Origin of the sequence: Mesorhizobium yinganensis, from assembly GCF_040081985.1 — a bacterium.
In the GTDB taxonomy this organism is placed as follows: Bacteria; Pseudomonadota; Alphaproteobacteria; order Rhizobiales; family Rhizobiaceae; genus Kumtagia; species Kumtagia yinganensis.
Genome location: NZ_JBEBMH010000045.1, coordinates 16,146 through 37,176, shown reverse-complemented (window position 1 = coordinate 37,176; position 21,031 = coordinate 16,146). Strand labels below are relative to the sequence as shown.

Sequence of the window (21,031 nt, the reverse complement as noted above, 5' to 3'; positions counted from 1 at the left end):
ATAGTCCGGTTCGGCGCGAGATGTCGCGGATCGAAAGATGGTCTCGGTAGTGCCAGCGTCGGATGACGCTCAATAACTCCATGTCGATCACTCCGATGTCCCCCACACAATCCGTGTGGGAGGAGCTTCAAACATGGGTCAATTCTCGATGGAAAAACCTCCGTCGACTGGGTCACTTCTCAGTGGAAATCAACAGAGCGTAGACATTCGGTCACGCAGAGACTCCGAGGCATGTGGTGTCGAAACCATCTACCAGGATATCGCCCTTACCGGCCCCATGACGATCACGCGCAACATCTTCGCGGGTCGTGAACTTACTAGTAGGTTTGGCTTTCTCCGCCTCAAGGAAATGCGAAGCACGGCCATGGACGTGTTGGGGCATGCAGTCGATATCTCAGGCATCCACTCGCCTGACATCAACGTCGAGGATCTATCGGGCGGCCAGCAGCAGGCGGTCGCCATTGCGCGGGCGATCTATTTCAAGAACAAGATACTCATCCTTGACGAGCCGACGAGCGCGCTCTCGGTACGCGAAACCGAGAACGTCCTTGAGTATATCATCCGCCTGCGCGCGGATGGTGTGTCGTCTGTCTTCGTAACGCACAACATTCACCACGCCTTCCGTGTCTGCGACCGCCTGTTCGTCATGGCGCATGGGCGATGCATCCTTAACGTCCGGAAAGACGAGACGAACATTGAGGAAGTCACGCGGGTGATCGTCGCGAACTAGGTAGGTCACGATGGGAGTTCTCAATGGCATCGTCAAACCTGGTTTCGAAGCGGTCGCAACAGAGTTTGAGGCGAATTTTCGACATCGAGGCGACACCGGCGCTGCGTTCTCTGCCGTAGTTGCCGGTGAGATGGTGGTCGATCTTTGGGGCGGATGGACCGACGAACAGTGCCGCAAATCTTGGGACGCGGAGACGATCGCCTGCATCTTCTCGGGAAGCAAGGGGCTGGTGGCCACCTGCCTGCTGCTCCTGCTCGAACGTGGCCTGCTCGACCTAGAGAGTCCAGTTGCGGAGTATTGGCCAGAGTTTGCCGCAGCCGGAAAGGATCGCATCCTAGTTCGACACGTCGTGTCGCACTGTGCCGGAATGCCCGGACTTCTCACTCCCGTGAGTGTGATTGACGCTACCAATAATGTGAGAATGGCTCAGCTCCTTGCCGAGCAGCCCCCGATTTGCCCTCCCGGCATCGGACTCAACTATCACGCTCTTACTTTCGGGTGGTTGAGCGGAGCGCTCATTCGACGGATCGACGGGCGGAGCGTCGGTCGAATGTTTGCGGAAGACGTCGCACGGCCTCTTGGTTTGTCGGCATGGATCGGGTTGCCCGCAGATCAAGAACCTCGCGTCGCAACGCTGAAGCGCGGTGCAAACTTCGGTGTGCGCACGCAGGCGCGGCCGCAGGACGAGACCCTCGTATGGTCGATGTTCGAGAATCCTCCTCGATTCTCGTCGGACCCGATGCCGGCAAATACGCGATCCTGGCGCGCGGCCGAAATCCCAGCGAGCAATGGCATGGCCACTGCCCGAGCGATGGCATATCTCTACGGTTGTCTTGGCGCGGGAGGCGAAATCGCGGGATTCCATCTGCTGGCTGCAGATACAATCTCGCATGGAACGGTGCCCTTATGTCGGGGATACGAACCCGTCATTGGTCGCGAGATGGCCTACGGTGTTGGCTTTCAATTGCAGACTCCCGCGAGCCTGTTCGGCAGACCGGCCACGGCGTTTGGGCACGATGGCGCCGGCGGCTCGATGCACGGCGCCTGGCCGGACCTGAGAACCGGATTCTCCTACCTAACGAATACGCTGCTCCCATCGCAGGGAGCCGACCCAAGATCCCTTGCTCTCCTCGACGCGCTGCACGGCTGCGTTGATGGCGCCCATGCAAGTGGTAGTCCACATGACTAACGCGAGGGAAGCGACAAGCCGCGTCGTCACGTATGTCGATGACGTCATAGACAGCGCTCTGCGGCTCGAGAGGATTGTAGGCGCCGCGTGCAGATCTCTGTTGAGGGCAGCCTTGTATACGCGCGGGCCGCTGGCGCAGCCGATCGCGAGCAGTCGCGTCCCATGCGGGAAAACACTATCTTCCGAATGGCGTCACTGACCAAGCCGATTGTTTCCGCCGCCGCCTTGGCATTAGTGGCAAAGCGTCTGCTTGCCCTCGACGAGCCGATCACGACTTGGCTGCCCAGCTTTCGACCCCGCACCAAATCCGGCAAGCGACCAGATATCTGCGTTCGGCACCTACTCACTCACACGGCAGGTCTGGACTACGGCTTCGACGAGTTCCGCGATCTGTTTCTTGACCTTGGGATCGGCAACGGACTTGACCGTCCCGGACTTGGCTTCAACGATCAACTGGCGCGGTTGGCCGAGGTGCCGCTGAAATTCGACCCAGGCCACGGCTGGGGCTACTCTCTCTCCACCGACGTGTTGGGCGCGGTTATTGCCGAGGCAGCAACGGCGGTACTACCCGATGTCGTGAAGCAGCACGTCACCTTACCGCTAAAAATGAGGGATACGACGTTCTGGCCAAGAGATGCTGACGCCTTGGCGGTCCCCTACGCCGACGCAGTTCCGCGCCCGGTGCGAATGTCGGATCCCCATGAGTTGCCAATCGGCGGTGGCAGGGTTCGCTTCTCACCCTCCCGCGTCTCTAACCCGGATTCCTTCCCCTCCGGCGGTGCCGGCATGGTTGGGACTGCTTCTGACTTCATGACCTTCCTGGAAGCAATTCGGCTCGGCGGCTCACCAATCCTCGATCCTGTGCATGCTGCCCTAATGACCACGGATCAGTTGCCCGAGGCAGCCGACTTTCCAGAGGCTGGCTGGCGTTTCGGCATGGGTGGGGCCGTGCTATGCGACCCAACCGTAACGCGAACACCCCACGACACGGGCACATGGCGTTGGAGCGGTGGCTACGGCCATGACTGGTTTGTAAATCCCCGTCGTGCGCTCACCGTCGTCAGCATGACGAACACCGCCTTCGAGGGATCAGACGGTGCCTTCCCCCTCAATTTGCGCGATGCAATCTACTACGCCTTGGGTTGTTCCTGATGCGGACGTGCGTTGCCACGGAACGACAACCCACAGGCGGCTCCCGCTTTCGAGGGGTTCTACCGCCGCCTGTGGGAACGGACGGCCTCACTACAACGCAAGTGCCTTCTCGGCCGATACAAACTTCCGGTTGTGGGCCACCGCTACCGGTTCGCACGTCACTTCGCCGTCGTGAATGTTGAGACCCGACCGCAGATAAGGATCCTCTCGCAACGCTTGTCGCCATCCTAGATTGGCGAGTTGCAGAACATGCGGGAGCGTGGCGTTGTTAAGGGCATAGGTCGACGTTCGAGCAACCGCTCCGGGCATGTTGGCGACGCAGTAGTGGACAACACCATCAACAATGTAGGTGGGATCGGCATGTGTCGTCGGAGTAGAGGATTCAAAGCATCCACCTTGATCGATCGCCACGTCGACAAGCACGCTCCCTCGTCGCATTTGCACGAGTTCGCGTCGCTCAATGAGTTTCGGGGCGGTAGCGCCTGGGATGAGAACTGCCCCCACCACAAGATCTGCTTCCGTGATCAGATCCGAGATCGTAGTTTTCGTTGCAAAGAGGACCTTCGCAAGCTGACCAAAATGAGTCTGCAATCGCTCAATGGTTTGGAGGCTGCGATCAAGGATAGTGACGTCGGCTCCCAATCCGATTGCATTTTCGGCTGCATGGAAGCCGACCACGCCACCCCCAAGCACAACGACGCTTGCCGGTCGCACTCCCGGCACACCACCCAGCAAAATCCCGCGTCCGCCACGAGACTTCTCGAGCGATGCCGCCCCCGCCTGAATCGACATCCTTCCAGCCACCTGACTCATTGGCTTCAGAAGCGGCAACGTGCCCGCCTTGTCAGTGACGGTTTCGTAGGCGATTGCCGTCACACCCGACGCAAGAAGATCACTGGTCTGTGCGTGGTCGGGCGCCAAATGCAGGTAGGTAAAGAGGACCTGCCCCGCTCTCAAATGCGCCCTCTCGCCAATTTGCGGTTCCTTGACTTTGACAATCAGTTCGGCGGTTTCAAATACCTCCGTCGCAGCACGCACGATGCTCGCTCCGGCTGCGGAATAGGCCTCATCGCTGGCGCCGATCCCGTCGCCTGCCTGAGTCTCCACGAGAACCGAATGACCTACAGCAACGAGGTCCCGAACGCTCTCCGGTGTGAGGCCAACGCGATACTCGTGGACCTTTGTTTCTTTTGGAACGCCGATCTTCAAAGAACTCTCCCGTGTCTGAAAACAGTCCCAGATAAAGCCAGAGAGTGCGCAGGAATTGTTTGTGTTCTTGCTGTGAAGGAACGCCGATCTTGAGAGGCCATTCGACAGCCGCCGCATTTAATCGAACGTCATTGCAGATGGATCGCATCGACAGGAGGTTGTTACTGGCGCTCCGTGAGGATAGCCAAAGGAGCATCTCGGAACTCGGCCAACTCGTCGGTCTGTCGCCGTCTGCATGCCATCGCCGCGTCAAGCTGTTGGAGCAGGCGGGGATCATCAAGGCCTATAGAGCGGAGCTCGATGAGACACTCCTCGGCTTTGGCATGAGCTTTTTCATCGAGGTGGTCTTGACGGGCCAGGACGAAGCGACCCTCGATGCATTCGAGGCCACGATAGTCACGGTCCCAGAGGTATTGGAATGCCACCTGATGGCCGGCCACGCCGACTACGTACTCCGAGTTGCTTGCAGGAACGGCGATGACTTTGAACGTATTCATCGTGCGCTCGTCTCACGGCTGCCCGGCGTTGCGCGTGTCCAGTCAAATATGACTATCCGAACGGTGAAACGATTTTCGGGCGTCCCACTCTGAGTCGGTCGAGTTGAAGTGGCTGGTCGGACGAAAATCGACCCAAAGAATCGTATATCCGCCGAATTCTGCGGATACGCCCCGGATTGCCCGTGACACCCCCAACGGCCGACGTCGAAGCAAGCGGACGCCGTTCGATCCGGATTATCCAAAAACCGGCTCGGATTGCTATTTCGAGACGGTGCGTTGTCGCAATCACCGCTACGGGATGAACTCTTGAGCGCCAGATCGGCGGTTGAACGTTCGGGAGTTTGGCGCACCCGCCGCGATTCGAACGCGGGACCTTCGCCTTCGGAGGGCGACGCTCTATCCAGCTGAGCTACGGGTGCATCCTGCTTACGCAGTGCTTACGCGAATTTTCCGCGCTTGCGAAGGGCTGGATACCCCTTGCGTAAGTCTTTGAACTCCTACGTACTTTTTCTTCCCGAACCCGACCAGCCAGACTTGACACGTGCCTTCGGAGGGCAACGCTCTATCCAGCTGAGCTATGGGTGCATTCCGACGAGGCCGAACCGGATAGGACTCGGCTAAGGCTTCTTATCCGAAGCGGCTGAGCTCTTCAACGGCGATCTTGCCGCCGCGGTGAATGCGATCCGATGTCAGTCGCCGTAGGGCACCCAGACGTTCTTGACCTCGACGGCACGGCGCAGGAAGGCCTCGCCGGCCGCAAGGTCGGACGACCAGTCGAGCGCCTTGCCGCCGCTGGTCCAGACACGCTTCAGATTGCCGATCGATTCGGCCTCGGCCTTGCGGCAGGTATCGGCGTCGGCGACGATCAACAGCCCGTCGACGTCGTCGTGTTTAGCCAGCACGCCGGCAAGCTCAGTGCTGCGCCCGGTGACGATGTTGATCGCGCCGGCCGGCAGGTCGGAATATTCGATCACCTGGTAGAGGTCGGTGGCGATGAGCGGATGTTTCTGGCTGGGGACGGCGACGACCGCGTTACCCATCGCCAGCGCAGGAGCCACCAGCGAGATGAAGCCGAGCAGCGGCTGCTCGTCCTGCGCGACGACGCCGATGATGCCGACGGGTTCGTGCAGCGCCAGGGTCACGGCGCGTGCCGGCGGCTGGTGCACGCGGCCCTCGAACTTGTCGGCCATGCCGGCATAATAGAACAGCCGCTCGACCGATTGTTCGACCTCTTCGCGCGCCGCTTTGGGCGATACGCCGGTGAGCGCCGACAGCCGCATGGCAAACTCGTCGGCACGCGCGGAAAGATTTTCGGCAAAATAATAGAGAACTTGGCTTCGGTTGAAGCCGGTCGCTTCCGCCCATGCCTTGGCACCGCGTGCCGCCGACACCGCGTCGCGAATATCCTTGCGGCTGCCGAGGCCTACCTCGCCCAGAACCTTGCCTTTGCGATCCTGTACGGCGATCGAATAGTTGCCGTCCGGCCGGACCTGCTTGCCGCCGATGAACAGTTTTGCCGTGCGGTCGATACCGGGAGACGCTTCTCCCGCTTCCGGCGACGGCGCGATGTCGGCCGCCGGCTTGATCGCCGCGCCATAGGGCAGGAGCGCCACAAGATATTCGAACATGCCCTCGCGCCCGCCCTCGCGGCCGAAACCGCTCTCGCGATAGCCGCCGAAGCCGCAGGCTGCGTCGAACATGTTGGTGCCGTTGATCCACACGACGCCGGCCTTCAACTGTGGCGCGACGTGCAGCGCGACGTTCAGATTCTCGCTCCAGACGGAGGCGGCAAGGCCGTATCGCGTGTTGTTGGCAAGCTCGACCGCTTCCTCGTTGGTGCGAAAAGTCATCGTCGCCAGCACCGGGCCGAACACTTCCTCCTGCGCCAAAATGTTGGCAGGCGAGACGCGCGTCGCCAGCGTCGGCAGGTGATACCAGCCGGTGTCCGGCAGCGGGCAATCCGGCTGCCAGCATTCGGCGCCGTCGCGAGCGCCGGCCTCCACTAGCCCGCGAACGCGCTCGAGCTGCACCTTGTCGACCAGCGGGCCGATATCGGTGTTTTTGTCGAGTGGGCTGCCGACGACGAGTTTCGCCATACGCGCCTTGACTTTGGCTATGAGGGCGTCGGCAATTCCTTCCTGCACCAGCAGCCGCGAGCCGGCGCAGCAGACTTGGCCCTGGTTGAACCAGATGCCGTCGACCATACCCTCTACCGCGCTGTCGAGATCGGCGTCCTCGAAGACGATGAAGGCCGACTTGCCGCCGAGTTCCAGTGACAGTTTTTTGCCCGACCCGGCGGTGGCCTTGCGGATGATCTTTCCGACCTCCGATGAGCCGGTGAAGGCGATTTTTTGCACGCCAGGATGGTCGACGATGGCCGCGCCCGCTTCCGGTCCGCCATGCACGATGTTGACCACGCCTTTCGGCGCGCCGACGCTGTCGCAAATCTGGGCGAACAGGATGGCCGTCAGCGGCGTGAACTCCGCCGGCTTGAGCACCACGGTGCAGCCGGCGGCCAGAGCCGGCGCAATCTTCCAGGCGAGCATAAGCAGCGGAAAATTCCACGGGATGACCTGGCCGACGACGCCCACGGGCTTGTGGTCCGGAAATTCCTTGTCCAGTGCCTGCGCCCAGCCTGCGTGATGGATGAAATGGCGGATCGCCAGCGGCACGTCGATGTCGCGGCTCTCGCGGATCGGCTTGCCGTTGTCGATCGATTCCAGCACGGCGAACAGGCGCTGGTGCCGCTGCATGGCGCGGCCGATGGCGTAAAGAATTTTCGCGCGGCTGTAGCCCGACTGCGCGCTCCATTTCGGCAGCGCCTTGGCGGCGGCGGCGACCGCCGCGTCGATGTCGGCGGCACCCGCGTCCGAGACTTTCGCCAACAGTTTTGTCGACGACGGCTCATGCACCTCGAACGTTTTGCCCGACGCGGCCGCCTTCCACTCGCCGCCGATGTAAAGCGCCTTGGAAAAATCGCGCCCGGCGAGCCAGGCATCGGCTTCGCTACGGGCTTCGGGAGCGGGGCCGTAATTCATCGCGTTGAATTTTTCGAGTATGTTCATCAGGCGCCTCCTTCACCCTCCCCTTTGTGGGGAGGGTCGATCGGCGAAGCCGATCGGGGTGGGGGTAAATGACTGTCTAATTGGTTCATCGGATCACTCGGCGCGTTCTCGCACCCCACCCCGCGCCTTCGGGACCCTCCTCGAAGGGAGAGGGTGGGGCGTCGCCCTCATGCCATCGCGTGGCGGTGGTTGGCCGAATAGCGGCCGGTCAGATGATGCTCCAACTGCCGCTCTATGTCGGTGAGCAGGCTGGAGGCGCCGAAGCGGAACAGGTCCGGCTCCAGCCAGGGCCGGCCGAGTTCCTCCTTCATCAGCACCAGCCAGTCGAGCGAGGCTTTTGCGGTGGATATGCCGCCCGCGGGCTTGAAGCCGATCAAAAAGCCGGTCTCCTCGAAATAGGCGCGGATGGCCCGCACCATGACGAGACCGACCGGCAGCGTGGCGTTGACGCTTTCCTTGCCGGTCGAGGTCTTGATAAAGTCCGCGCCGGCCATCATCGCCACCATCGAGGCCAGCATGACGTTGCGCAGCGTGGCGAGGTCGCCGGTGCCGAGGATGACCTTCAGATGCGCCTCGCCGCAGGCGGCGCGCATCCGCACGATCTCGTCATAGAGTTCCTGCCATTTCGCTGAGAACACCAGGCCGCGCGGGATCACCACGTCGATCTCGTCGGCACCGTCCTTCACCGAGGCTTCGATCTCCTTCAGCCGCGTGTCCAGCGGCGCCAGGCCGTGCGGGAAGGCGGTGGAGACGGCCGCGACGTGGATGCCGGTGCCGCGCACGGCCTCGGCGGCAGTCGCCACGAACGGATGGTAGACGCATACTGCAGCCGGGCGGATGTTGGCACCGCCGATGCCAAGCCCCTCGACGATGTCGGCGCGGAACGGGTTGATCGCCTTGGCGCAGAGCCGGCGCACGCGCTCTTCCGTGTCGTTGGAATTCAGCGTCGTCAAATCCATGCAGGCAACGGCGCGCAGCAACCAGGCGGCCTGGTTGTCGGCCTTGATCGAGCGCCTTTTTGTCAGCGTGGCGACACGCCGCTCCAGCGCGCTGCGGTTGACGTAACGCACGGATTCCAGGAAACCGAGGTCGAGCTTCATGCCTGGATTGCGGGCGATGGCGTGTGTCGTTTGCTGCACATTTGCCGGGATGCGTGAGGGCAAAGGCATGACCACCGATGATTGCGGCCCCGCCGTGGCGCGACCTGTTTCCCTGTTCATGAGCGTCGTCCTCCGGCATGCCGGGCGCGCGGCCAAGGCCACCGCAGGGCAAGCTTTCTTCTACGCTCCAATGACGACGAATTTCAAGGCAGCGTTGGCGCCGGGCGTCAGTCGCGCGGTTTCACCTGACAGAGGATTTTTTCGAAATCCCGGTCCTTCGGATTGTAGTCGGGGTGATTGCCGAAGAATTTTTGCCCGGTGATCCTGGGCGACGACAGGCCCTCGATGTGGAAACTGCGAAAACCCCTTCCGCTGCCGCCTGAGCGTTGAACGGCCGAGAGCACAAGAATGCCCTTCCGGCTGATGCCAAGTATATACGGGTCAGCGCTACGCTCCTCTCCTTCGTAGGCGAAGGCCAGGACGCGCATCCGCTCGATGGCGTCGCAGATGATCCGGACGGCCGCCAGCGTGTGCGGATCGACCTCCGGACCGGTCATTCGACCTTGCTAGACGGCGTTCCGCCTCGCATTATCCACACTCCATGCGCCGGGGCCGGCGGACACCAGATAAAGGAAGATGAAGCAGAACAGGATCGCCGCTTCGCCCATATTGATAGCCGGAAAGAAACCCTGCGGGGCATGCGCCATGAAATAGGCGACCGCCATCTGGCCGGACAGGATGAAGGCGACCGTGCGGGTGTGGAATCCAATGATGATGAGCAATCCGCCGAACGTCTCGAGGATGCCGGCGACCAGCATCAGTGTTCCCAACCCATTGGCGAACATTTCGGAGGGCGGGAAGCCGAACAGTTTCATGGTGCCGTGCTCGATGTAGAGCAGGGCAGTCACGATCCTGAGGACCGCCAGGAACTGCGGCTGGTATTTGGAGAGACCCTCGAACATCGGCAGATTCCCATGTCATCAGTGCCAGGCCGGCCCAGTGCCGGAAGGGAACCCTAACCGACTCGCAAACTTGCTGTCCAGTTTCAGCTTTCACCCCACGAAGGCCCGCTCCACGACGAAATCGCCGGGATGGTTCAGCGAACCTTCCTTGAAGCCGAGGCTTTCGACCAGGTCCTTGACGTCCTTCAGCATGTGCATGGAGCCGCAGATCATCACGCGATCGGTTGCCGGATCGAGTTCTTCGATGCCGAGGTCGCTGTAGAATTTTCCCGAGCCGATCAGCGCGGTGATGCGACCCATATGGCTGGATTCCTCGCGCGTCGTCGTCGAATAGAGCGTGACGCGGCCTTGCGTGAACTCGCCGATCAGCGGGTCGTCGGCGAGGCCGGCGACCAGTTCCTGGCCATAGACTAGTTCCGCACGGTCACGGGAGGTGTGGGTGAGGAACACCTGCTCGAATTTTTCATAGGTGTCGGGATCGCGCAGCAGGCTGGCGAAGGGTGCGATGCCCGTGCCGGTCGAGATCATGAACAGGCGCTTTGCCGGCGTCAGCGCGTCGACCACCAGCGTACCCGTCGACTTGTGGCGCATCAGCACGGCGTCGCCCGGCTGGATTTTCTGCAGTTCGGAGGTCAGGGGGCCATCCGGAACCTTGATCGAGAAAAATTCCAGTTCATCGTCCCAGGCCGGGCTTGCGACCGAATAGGCGCGGAACACCGGCTTTTCGGCATTAGGCAGGCCGATCATCACGAACTCGCCCGAGCGGAAGCGAAGCGACTGCGGGCGCGTGATGCGGAACGAAAACAGGCGGTCGGTGTAGTGCTTCACCGACACCACCGTCTTGACATGCACATTGGCGGGGATAGGAAAAGCCAGCGGCCGGACGGCGACGTTTCCGAGCGAGAGGGGAGAGTTCATCGACGCCGCGCCTTTCGTTTCATTTCAGCGCAACAACGTCTCAAGCGCCGGACCCGAACGGTCCGCCACTGCTCCACGCATGCCCGAAAGCTAAGCTCTTGTGTCGGAAATTTATTAGTATACAAACGAGTTTAGGGTCAAGACGCGGGCGGAGAACAGCTTTCCAAACTGCCCGGTGCGACTAGTCCGGCGTTGCGGGTTTGTCGAATGGCAGAGAATAATTCCGCGCGACCCGGAAGTGTCGTGGCCGGCATCGATGTCGGCGGCACCTTCACCGACCTGATCCTGATCGACGGAAGCGATGGCGGCAAGGTGCGCATCGCCAAGACGCCGACGACCGTGGGCAACCAGGCTTTCGGCGTCGTATCGGCCCTTTCCGAGGCCGGATTTCCCGTATCCGACATCGACCTGATCGTGCACGGCACCACCACCACGACCAATGCCGTGCTGGAGCGGCGGCTGGCCCGCACCGGCATGATCACCACGCGAGGCTTTCGCGATGTGATCGAACTCGGGCGCCGCACGCGGCCGCGGGCCTATGGCATGACCGGCAGTTTTGTGCCGGTCATCCCGCGCAACCTGCGGCTCGAAGTGTCGGAGCGCGTCGAGGCGTCCGGCGCCGTGCGCGTGGCGCTGGACGAAGACGAGATGCGCGAGGCGGTAAAAAAACTGCTCGCCGAGGGCTGCGAGTCGCTCGTCATCCACTTCCTGCATGCCTATGCCAACCCGGCACACGAACGCCGCGCCGCTCAAATCGCCGCTGAGTTCTGGCCGAACGGCTACATCACGACCGGCCATTCGCTGCTTTCCGAAGCGCGCGAGTTCGAACGCGGTGTGACGGCGGCCGTCAACGCCAGCGTCCAGCCCATCCTCGAACGGTATGTCGAGCGGCTGCGTCGCGAACTGGAAGACCGCGGCTATGGCCGCGATTTTCTGATCATGAACGGCAATGGCGGGATGATCTCCGCCCGCAACGTCACCCGGGACGCCGCCAAGACCGTGATGTCCGGTCCGGCCTCCGGCGTTATCGCCGCTGCCTACACCGGCAAGCGTGCGGGCTTCCCGTCGCTGGTAACCTACGACATGGGCGGCACGTCGACCGACGTCGCGCTGATCCTCGACGCCCAGCCGGCCGTCTCCAACGAGATCGAGATCGAATATGCGATGCCGATCCATGTGCCGATGGTGGCTGTGCATACGGTCGGCGCCGGCGGCGGCTCGATCGCCCGCGTCGACGCCTCCGGCCTTATCCAGGTCGGACCGCAAAGCGCCGGCGCCGATCCCGGCCCGATCTGTTACGGGCGTGGTGGCATGGAGCCGACCATAACGGACGCCAATCTGGTGCTTGGACGGCTCAATCCGAAAAAACTTCTGGCGGTCGACAAGCCTGTGACCGTCGAGCATGTGCGGCGGATTTTCGAGGAAAGGATCGGCCGGCCTGCCGGGCTGGACGGCATCGCGGCGGCAGGCGCCGTGCTTAGGCTCGGCAACATGAAGATGGCGGGCGCGATCCGCATGGTCTCGGTGGCGCGCGGTTACGATCCGCGCGATTTCGCGCTGTTCGCCTTTGGCGGCGCGGGGCCGCTGCACGCTTCGGCACTGGCGCGCGAGCTCGGCCTGCCGCGCGTGCTGGTTCCGGCGCGGCCGGGCATCACCAACGCGCTGGGCTGCGTGGTCGCCGACATGCGCCACGACTTCGTCAACACCGTCAACCAGCCGGTGGCGACACTGGACGAGGCGGCGATGCGGCGGGTGCTGGAAACGCACCGCGCGCAAGGCGTGATGCTGATCGAACAGGAGATGGTCAAGCCGGAAACCATCCGCTTCAGCCATTCCGCCGACATGCAGTTCGTCGGCCAGACCCACATCATCACCGTTCCGCTGCCAGCGGTCGAAGTGACCCGGACCGAATTGCAAGCCCTGTTCGAAAAGGCTTATTTCGCGCGTTTCCGCGTCGAACTTCCGGAAATCCGGGCCAATCTGGTCAACCTCAACACGTCCGTCACGGGTGTGCGGCCGCAGGTGGACCTGTCGCGGCTGATCGATCCGGCCGGCCGAGCGGCGACGGTGGCCGAAGCGCTGACCGAGACGCGGCCAGTCTGGTTCGAAAGCGGATTCGTCGACACGCCCATCTATGCGCGCGAAAAACTGCCGCTCGATGCCGAGCTTGCCGGCCCCGCCGTCCTGGAGCAGTTGGATGCCACGACCGTCCTGGAACCCGGCGACCGCGCGCGCTCGGATGCGGATGGCAATCTGATCGTCGAGGTGGGAGCATGACGTCCATCAGCCTTGACGCGATAACGCTTTCGGTCATCCAGGCCGCGCTTCAGCAGACCTGCGACGAGATGGACCTGGCCTTCTCGCGCGCCGCCTTCTCGCCGGTCATCGCCGAGGCCAACGACCGCTCCGACGGCATCTATTCGGCGCTGGATGGTTCGCTGATCGCGCAGGGCGGCCAAGGCCTGCCGGTGTTCGTCGGCGTCATGCAGTATTCGACGAGGACGATTATCGAGATGATCGCCGCCGGCCGCTGCCTGCCGCCGGAGGACGGCGACATCTACATCGTCAACGACCCCTATCTCGGCGGCACGCATCTGATGGACGTGCGTTTTTTGATGCCGGTCTATCGCGGCGGAGAAATCTTTTGCTGGCTGTCGAATACCGGCCATTGGCCGGATATCGGCGGCGCGGTGCCCGGCGGTTTTTCAGCCTCCGCGACGGCGGTTGAGCAGGAAGGGCTACGCCTGCCGCCGGTAAAATTGTTCAAGAAGGGCAGGCTCGATCCCGAAATCTACGCGATCATCACCTCCAACATCCGCGTCGCCGACCAGCGCATCGGCGACATCAAGGCGCAGGCGGCGGCCCTCCATGTCGGCCGCGAGCGGCTGTTCCAGATTCTCGACCGCTACGGCGACGAGACGGTCGTGCGGGCGATCGCTGAGTTGTCCCGCCGCGCCGCCGAGCAGATGCGCGCCAACATCGCCCGCATTCCGGACGGTATCTATCGCTCGACCGCTTTCGTCGATTCCGACGGCGTAGTGGACCGGCCTTTGACCATTGCACTGGCTGTTGAAAAGGCCGGCGGCACGCTGACCTTCGATTTCTCCGGCTCCAGCCCGCCTTGCGCCGGGCCGATGAACAGCGTGCTAGCGACGACCCTGTCGTCGGTCTACCTCGCCATGCGCCACATTTTCCCGGACGTGCCGATGAGCGCCGGCGCCTTCGAGCCGCTCGTCGTCAGGCGGCCTGAAGGCACATTCCTCGACGCAAAATACCCGCGTCCTGTGTCGGGCTGCGCGGCGGAAGTATCGCAGAGAATAGCGGAGGCGGTGTTCGCGGCCTTGGTCCAGGCCTTGCCGGAGGAGGTGACGGCGGCGCCGGCGGGGTCGAGCGGCAATTTCGCGCTGGGCGGGCATGACCCGGCACGTGGGCGCGATTTCGTCATGTACCAGATCTCCGGCGGCGGCTATGGCGGCCATGCCGGCGGCGACGGTTTGACCAATGGCTGCTCGACCATCGGCATCTCGAAATCGCCGCCGGTCGAGATCATGGAACAAGCATTTCCATTACTTTACCGGCATTATGCGTTGCGTGAAGGGTCCGGCGGAGCGGGCGAAAAACGCGGTGGCTTCGGACTTGCCTATGAGGTCGAACTGCTGCGCGGCGAGGCGCGGGCGTCGTTCGTGATGGACCATGGGCGGGTCGGCCCGCAGGGCGTGCTGGGCGGGAAGGACGGCGCGGTCAACACGGTCACCGTGTGGCGCGACGGCATCGCGCATGTGCCGCTGCATCTGTCGAAGGAGCAGGATATTCCGCTGAAGGCGGGCGACAGGGTCAGCGTCGGAACGCCGGGCGGCGGCGGTTTCGGCGATCCGTTCCGACGCGATCCGCAGGCTGTCGTCGCAGACATAAGTCTCGGGTATTATTCGGAAAATCAGGCCGAGACACTATTCGGCGTGGTAGCGCGAGACGGCCGGGTCGATGCCGAGGCGACTGCTCGCCTAAGGTCAGACCGTGGCTGAAAAGCGTGCCGCCTGGTCGGCGGGCTCCAAAGTCATTCAGACCTGTCATCCAAAGCCTCGATAAGCAGGCGCGCGGCCTCAGCCGCAAAAACCTCGTCATTGATGTCGGTGTCCAGTTCGACCAGCCGGACATTGCCGGCGAGGTCTTTTTTCAGCGCCTCGAACAAAGCTGCGTCGGCCGCCGGATCGTGAAACGGCTTTCCCTGCATGTCGATGGACGACACGCCCTGTTTCGGGATCATGAAGACGGTCGGGCCAGTCGCCCGGTTTAGTTTTTGGGCGATGATTGCTCCGAGAGCCGCATTCTCCTCGGGCGTGGTGCGCATCAATGTCACCAGCGGGTTGTGGCGGTACAAGGTGCGGTCGGCGAATTTTGCGGGGATGGTTTCGGGCGCGCCGAAATTGACCATGTCGAGCGCGCCGGCCGACACCACCTGCGGGATACCTTTTTCGCCCGCCGCTTCCAGCCGGTGCGGCCCGGCGGAGAGCACGCCGCCGACCAGTTCGTCGGCGAGTTCGGTCGTGGTGATGTCGAGCACGCCGACGATGAAGCCGGCGCGGATCAGCTCCTCCATGGTGCGGCCGCCGCTGCCGGTGGCGTGGAAGACCAGCACCTCGTAGCCGGCGTCTTCCAGCACCGCCCGCGCCTTGGTCACGCAGGGCGTGGTGACGCCGAACATGGTGGCGGCGACGAGCGGCTTTTCCGCGGCCTGTTTGACACGCTCTACGCCGGCCATGCCGACGATGGCACCGGCGGCGTTGGACAGGATTTGCGACGACAGCCGGTTGATGCCGGCGATGTCGACGATCGACGGCATGACCAAGATATCCTTGACGCCGACGATCGGGCCGACGTCGCCGGAGGCCAGCGTCGAGACGATGAGTTTCGGAAAACCGACGGGCAGGGCCTGCATGGCCGCCGCCGCGATCGACGTGCCGCCGCCGCCGCCCATGGCGATGATGGCGTCGATGCGCCCTTCCGCGACGAGCCGCGCAGCCAGCGCCGCCGCGCCCCGCGCCATGACGGCAACCGCCTCGCCGCGGTCGCGCCGCGCCACCAGCGTCTCGAGATCGCCGCCGCCGGCCTTCGCTACCTCGGCGGCGGAAATGTCTGGCTGGAAAGGCGGCGCGCCGAGCACGCCGGCATCGATCACCAGCGTTCTGGCGCCCAGCGCCTCGATGCGTGCTTTGAGAAACGCATATTCCCCGCCCTTGGAATCGAGCGTGCCCAGCAAAGCGACTGTTTTGGTCATTGGTCCTCCCCGCGCAACCGCTTTTCGCTTGCTGCGCTGGGTCGATCCTATGCCTCAGAGGGAGCGCGGCCGACAAGACAGCAATGCTTGACCATTTGAGGCCAAAGCTCCTGCATTTGCCGGGACCAATCGTCGACGGGACAGATGGCTCGGTCTGGCGGCAAGACGGCACACATGCCGCGGCCGGTCGGCCACTCCGCAACGCATGTCTGGCCTCGCCTTGGCACGGCTACATCCTGAAAATCCGACCTCGGTCGCGCGTTTTACTTCAAACACGCGCGAGCGAATTCATCGCTGTCTGCCTGGGCGCGGCGGCCTTTGCCACCGGGGCTCATGCGCAGACCTCCTACGAGACCCTGAATTTTGGCACGTCCAGCACCTTCCTGACCGGCATTCGCGGCGACAACATCGTCGGCAACTATGTGATCCCCGGCACGACCGATACAGGCGGCCTTTACTACAATCTGGCGACGAAGGCCTGGTCGCCAATGCCCGTGGCTACCGCGAACGGCGCGAACTTTCCGGGGGCCATCGGGTCGTCGCCCTACGGTCCCAGTTTCGGCACGCCATCGGGCGTTCTGCGCGTGGTCGGCAGCTATCAGACCGAGACGTCGGCCCCCTATGACCTCAGCTATCTCTATGACGGCGCCGCGACGCCGGGTCAGCAGATCACCAATCTCGTCTATCCGAGTTCACCCGGCGCCGAGACCTTGTTCACCATCGCCCACAGCACGTTCGGCAACCAGCTTGTCGGCAACTACGACACCGATCTGGCGACGGGCAACGCCTTCATTTACGACATCAAGACCGGGACCTACACGACCAACAACATCCCAGGCGCAATCAGCACCACCGCCTACGGAATCTATGGCGACAAGGTCGCCGGCGGCTATGCCGAGGCGAAGATCGGCGGCGGCCTCGGCCCGGAACACGGTTATATCTACGACCTGACCACCGGGACCCATCGGACCTACGACCATCCCGGTGCGATCGCCACGCATTTCGAGGGCATCACCGGGGCCGGCAGGTCGGGCGAGTACAATCTGGTCGCCAACTGGATCACGGCGGACGGCAAGGTGCATCCGGCGGTGATGCATGTCGATGCGCTGGGCCGAGCGACCTGGTACGAAATCGACATACCGGGCGAGGTCGTCTCGTCCAATTCGGCCTATGGCGACAAGGTCGTCGGCATCTATGTCGCCGACGGCAAGACCAACGGCTATGTCGCCACCATCGAAGGCATCTACAACCCGATCCGCAACACCGGCACCCTGGTTTCGGGCGCCGACAACGAAGCCGCGCTTTCCGGGCTGAAGGGCGACGACATCGTCAACAGCGGGACCGTCGAGGTAACCGGCCAGGCCGGCGTCGGCATTCGCGGCGAGACTTATGGCGTGCTGAACAATTCCGGCACGGTGACCGCCTCCGGCCTGGTCGGCGCGGCGGCGGAGATGCACGGGCTCTACGGCACGCTGTTGAATTCCGGAACCTTGCGCGCCGCCAGCGCCGTCGCCGATGCCTTGCGCACCGGGCCTGACAGCTATGGCAGCACGATCGTCAACACCGGCATCATCGACGGCCGCATCGCCGCGACAGCAGGGCCGGAGAAACGGTTCGAAAACAGCGGCTGGATCGGCGTCACCGGCACCGGCGTGTCGATCAAGAGCCTTCTCAGCGGCACCTTCGTGCAGACCTCGGCCGGCACGCTCGCCGTGCGCATGACCGACGACGGCAACGATGCGCTGGAGGTGACAGGCACTGCGCGGCTCGCGGGCACGCTGGCCGCCACGTTTCAGACCGAGGACGTGCTGAAAACCTACAACCTGCTTGCGGCGACCCAGGACATCACAGGCGCGTTCGACACGCTGACCGTCAGCGGCCTGCCGGCGCTGTTTTCAACCGCGCTGGGCTATACGCCGACCGCCGTCACGCTGAATGTCGAGTCCGGACTGGCCGAATTGCCGGGAACAACGTCCAATGAGCGGGCTGTCGGCGCCGCCATCGACGGCTTGATCAACACGACGACGGGCAACGAGCTCGGCGAACTTCCGGCTGCGCTCAGCCCGCTCTATCGGGTCAGTGCGGTCGACCTGCCCGGCGCGCTCGCAGCCCTGTCCGGCGAAGCCTATGCCAGCGAACAGTCGGTGCTGATCGGCGACAGCCTTTACACCCGCCAGGCCATCCTCTCCCGCCTGCGCCAGGGCGCTTATTCCGGGCAGGGCGGCGCGGTGGGCTCGCTCGGGCAGGGCGGCCCCTCGTTGGCGCCGGCTGCCGGCGCTTCGCCGTCGACGGGCACGGTATGGGGGCAGGCATTTGGCGGCTGGACGGATCTCGACGGCAACGGCAAGGCCAGCGTCAGCGAGAGCATAGGCGGCATCATTGCCGGCGGCGACGTGCAGGCCAACAACTGGCTGCTCGGCGGCGCCATCGGCTATTCCCAGTCCAATGCCGACGTCGACGATCTGGGATCCTCGTTCCGGGCGGACAGCCTGGTACTGGCGCTTTACGGCGGCACCAGCGCCGGCCCCTGGAACCTGCGTCTCGGCGCGAGCTACGCCTTCAGCCAGGTCGATGCCGACCGCAGGATCGCCTATCCCGGCTATTCGGAGCGGGCGCAGGCGGACTACGACGCCGGCACCGCGCAGGCCTTTGCCGAGGTCGGTTACGGCTTCGCGGTGCAATCCGTGGCGATCGAACCCTTCGCCGGCCTGGCATGGGTCAATCTGAACGCCGACGATATCAAGGAGAGCGGCGCGGCCGCCGGGCTGACGGGATCGTCGACATCGTCGAATGTCGGCTACAGTTCGCTTGGTATTCGCGCGGCGACCAGCATGCCTATGGGCAGCATGATGCTGCGGCCGCACGCCTCGATCGCCTGGCAGGCGGCATTCGGCGACACCTCGCCCGAGGCCCGGCTTGCCTTCCTCAGCGCTCCCTCGGCGAATTTCACCGTCTCGGGCGTGCCGATCGCCGAGAACACGGCGCTGGTCGAACTCGGCGCCAACCTGCTCATCAGCCCGCAGGCCAGCGTCGGCGTGTCCTATATCGGCCAGTTCGCCGACAACACCACCCAGAACGCGGTGCAGGCGAACCTCAACTGGCGTTTCTGACAGCGGAGTTTTTGCCGCGGGCCGCAATGGCTTCGTGGCCAAGTGGTCCGCGCTCGAAGTCCCGCCGACAGCGACGCGCGTTTCGGCAACGCCCGGCGGGCGTTGTCCGCAGGCTTGCGGCCCTGCGGTTTCAAAAGCGGGCAGCCTGGCCAGACCGGGCACGTTGGCTTCTGCTCGATATTATTAGAAATGGCTAAAATACAATTCGAGCCGGTGCCGCAACTCTCCGCCGTTGTGTCCGCGCCGGCTTGGGGTTAGCGCTTCGCCAGCCACGCGAGGAATTTTCGATGAACCATCTGTTCGACATCGTCCGGTCCCGCATGCCGGAGGCGGAGAAACCCTTGCTGGAACGCGAGGATGGCAGCGTGCTGACTTATGGCGGGCTGCTGACCGAAACCGGGCGGCTGGCCAATGCGCTGGTCGCGCTGGGCGTGAAAACCGGCGACCGGGTGGCGGCGCAGGTGGAGAAGAGCGCGGAGGCGCTGCTGCTCTATCTCGCCTGCGTGCGCGCCGGGGCGGTGTTCCTGCCTCTCAACCCCGGATACATGCTGCGCGAGGTCGAGTATTTCCTGCGCGACGCCGAGCCGGTCGTCGTCGTCTGCCCGCCGGGCAAGCGCGCGAAAATGGAGGGCATCGCGGGAGAAAAATGCCGGGTCGAGACGCTCGGCGTTGCGGGCGACGGCTCGCTTGTCGAACTCTCGGCCAGGCAGCCGGAAATTTTCGAGGACCGGCCGCGCGAGGCCGGCGACCTCGCAGCGATCCTCTACACCTCCGGCACGACCGGGCGCTCCAAGGGCGCGATGCTGACGCACGGCAATCTCGCCTCCAATGCGCTGACGCTGGTCGACACCTGGCGGTTCACGCGGAACGACGTGCTGATCCACGCTCTGCCGATCTTCCACACCCACGGTCTGTTCGTCGCCTTCAACACGGTGCTGCTTTCGGGCGCCAAAATGCTGTTCTTCCAGCGTTTCGACCCGGCTCAGGTCATTGCTGCGTTTCCGCGCGCCACCGCGATGATGGGCGTGCCGACCTTCTATGTCAGGCTGCTCGACCATCCCGGGCTCGCGGATGCGCGGCTGGAGACGATGCGGCTGTTCGTGTCGGGCTCGGCGCCGCTGCTGGCCGAGACGTTTGCGGCCTGGCAGGAGCGGACGGGCCACGCCATCCTCGAACGCTACGGCATGACCGAGACCAACATGAACACGTCGAACCCCTATGACGGCGAGCGCATGGCCGGCACGGTCGGGTTCCCGCTGCCCGGCGTCGACCTGCGCGTTGTCGATCCGGCGACCGGCGAGAGGTTTGGCGCGGATGCGATCGGCATGATCGAGGTGCGCGGCCCGAATGTGTTTTGCGGCTACTGGCGCATGCCGGAGAAGACGGCGGAGGAGTTCCGCCCGGACGGGTTCTTCATTACCGGCGACCTCGGCAGGATCGACGCGCGGGGTTATGTGCAGATCGTCGGGCGCGGCAAGGACCTGATCATCTCCGGCGGGCTCAACGTCTACCCAAAGGAGGTCGAGACCGAGATCGACCTGTTGCCGGGCGTTCTGGAAAGCGCGGTGATCGGGCTCTCCCATCCGGATTTCGGCGAGGGGGTGACGGCCGTGGTAGTGAAGGAGCGCGGCGCCGAACTCTACGAGGAGGCGGTGCTGCGCGGGCTGGAGGATCGGCTGGCAAAATTCAAGCAGCCGAAGCGGGTGATGTTCGTCGAGGAATTGCCGCGCAACACCATGGGCAAGGTGCAGAAGAACATTCTGCGGCAGAATTTTGAGGGGCTGTATCGGAAGGGATGAGCCGCGCCCCTTTGGACGGAGGTCG

General features: G+C 63.5%; 15 protein-coding genes and 1 tRNA gene. 8 read left to right on the top strand and 8 right to left on the bottom strand.

Annotated elements, in window-relative coordinates; translation table 11 throughout:
- The first annotated feature begins 133 nt into the window (after positions 1-133).
- The 3 genes from ABMA59_RS34595 to ABMA59_RS34585 all read left to right on the top strand — a co-directional run bounded on the left by ABMA59_RS34595 (position 134) and on the right by ABMA59_RS34585 (position 3,071).
- A complete protein-coding gene (locus ABMA59_RS34595; protein WP_349009898.1) occupies positions 134-730 on the top strand; it encodes an ATP-binding cassette domain-containing protein in 597 nt (198 codons plus the stop codon).
- A 10-nt stretch (positions 731-740) separates the two neighbouring features.
- Positions 741-1,919, top strand: coding sequence for a serine hydrolase domain-containing protein (locus tag ABMA59_RS34590; protein WP_349009897.1), 1,179 nt, complete (start codon positions 741-743; stop codon positions 1,917-1,919).
- Between the two features lie 87 nt (positions 1,920-2,006).
- A complete protein-coding gene (locus ABMA59_RS34585) occupies positions 2,007-3,071 on the top strand; it encodes a serine hydrolase domain-containing protein (RefSeq protein WP_349009896.1) in 1,065 nt (354 codons plus the stop codon).
- 90 nt (positions 3,072-3,161) lie between these two features.
- Here the strand turns inward: ABMA59_RS34585 and ald are convergent, their stop codons facing one another.
- On the bottom strand, positions 3,162-4,280 hold the full coding sequence (gene ald, locus ABMA59_RS34580) for an alanine dehydrogenase (protein WP_349009895.1): 1,119 nt from the start codon (positions 4,278-4,280) through the stop codon (positions 3,162-3,164).
- A gap of 137 nt (positions 4,281-4,417) precedes the next feature.
- Between ald and ABMA59_RS34575 the strand changes: the two genes are divergently transcribed.
- On the top strand, positions 4,418-4,870 hold the full coding sequence (locus ABMA59_RS34575; protein ID WP_349009894.1) for an Lrp/AsnC family transcriptional regulator: 453 nt from the start codon (positions 4,418-4,420) through the stop codon (positions 4,868-4,870).
- Between the two features lie 249 nt (positions 4,871-5,119).
- On the opposite strand, the gene ABMA59_RS34570 is transcribed toward ABMA59_RS34575, so the two are convergent.
- The 6 genes from ABMA59_RS34570 to ABMA59_RS34545 form a co-directional block, all read right to left on the bottom strand.
- Positions 5,120-5,196, bottom strand: a tRNA-Arg gene (locus tag ABMA59_RS34570).
- A 270-nt stretch (positions 5,197-5,466) separates the two neighbouring features.
- Positions 5,467-7,842: an aldehyde dehydrogenase family protein gene (locus ABMA59_RS34565; protein ID WP_349009893.1), complete on the bottom strand. Its 2,376-nt coding sequence runs from the start codon at positions 7,840-7,842 to the stop codon at positions 5,467-5,469.
- Between the two features lie 167 nt (positions 7,843-8,009).
- Positions 8,010-9,062 carry a deoxyribose-phosphate aldolase gene (gene deoC / locus ABMA59_RS34560; RefSeq protein ID WP_425476044.1) on the bottom strand — a complete coding sequence of 351 codons (1,053 nt, stop codon included), beginning with the start codon at positions 9,060-9,062 and terminating at the stop codon, positions 8,010-8,012.
- Positions 9,063-9,169: 107 nt separating this feature from the next.
- Positions 9,170-9,499, bottom strand: a complete 330-nt coding sequence (locus ABMA59_RS34555; protein ID WP_349009892.1) for a hypothetical protein — start codon at positions 9,497-9,499, stop codon at positions 9,170-9,172.
- A gap of 9 nt (positions 9,500-9,508) precedes the next feature.
- Positions 9,509-9,904, bottom strand: coding sequence for a DoxX family protein (locus ABMA59_RS34550; protein ID WP_425476043.1), 396 nt, complete (start codon positions 9,902-9,904; stop codon positions 9,509-9,511).
- A gap of 90 nt (positions 9,905-9,994) precedes the next feature.
- Positions 9,995-10,822: a ferredoxin--NADP reductase gene (locus ABMA59_RS34545; protein ID WP_349009891.1), complete on the bottom strand. Its 828-nt coding sequence runs from the start codon at positions 10,820-10,822 to the stop codon at positions 9,995-9,997.
- A gap of 207 nt (positions 10,823-11,029) precedes the next feature.
- Between ABMA59_RS34545 and ABMA59_RS34540 the strand changes: the two genes are divergently transcribed.
- Positions 11,030-13,099: a hydantoinase/oxoprolinase family protein gene (locus ABMA59_RS34540; RefSeq protein WP_349009890.1), complete on the top strand. Its 2,070-nt coding sequence runs from the start codon at positions 11,030-11,032 to the stop codon at positions 13,097-13,099.
- On the top strand, positions 13,096-14,844 hold the full coding sequence (locus ABMA59_RS34535; RefSeq protein WP_349009889.1) for a hydantoinase B/oxoprolinase family protein: 1,749 nt from the start codon (positions 13,096-13,098) through the stop codon (positions 14,842-14,844). Before ABMA59_RS34540 ends, ABMA59_RS34535 begins: the two co-directional genes overlap by 4 nt.
- A 32-nt stretch (positions 14,845-14,876) precedes the next feature.
- On the opposite strand, the gene ABMA59_RS34530 is transcribed toward ABMA59_RS34535, so the two are convergent.
- Positions 14,877-16,097, bottom strand: coding sequence for a Tm-1-like ATP-binding domain-containing protein (locus ABMA59_RS34530; protein WP_349009888.1), 1,221 nt, complete (start codon positions 16,095-16,097; stop codon positions 14,877-14,879).
- An 83-nt stretch (positions 16,098-16,180) separates the two neighbouring features.
- Between ABMA59_RS34530 and ABMA59_RS34525 the strand changes: the two genes are divergently transcribed.
- Entirely contained in the window at positions 16,181-19,207 is a 3,027-nt protein-coding gene (locus ABMA59_RS34525) for an autotransporter family protein (protein WP_349009887.1), read from the top strand.
- A gap of 287 nt (positions 19,208-19,494) precedes the next feature.
- Positions 19,495-21,006, top strand: a complete 1,512-nt coding sequence (locus tag ABMA59_RS34520; protein WP_349009886.1) for a malonate--CoA ligase — start codon at positions 19,495-19,497, stop codon at positions 21,004-21,006.
- Positions 21,007-21,031 lie beyond the last annotated feature (25 nt).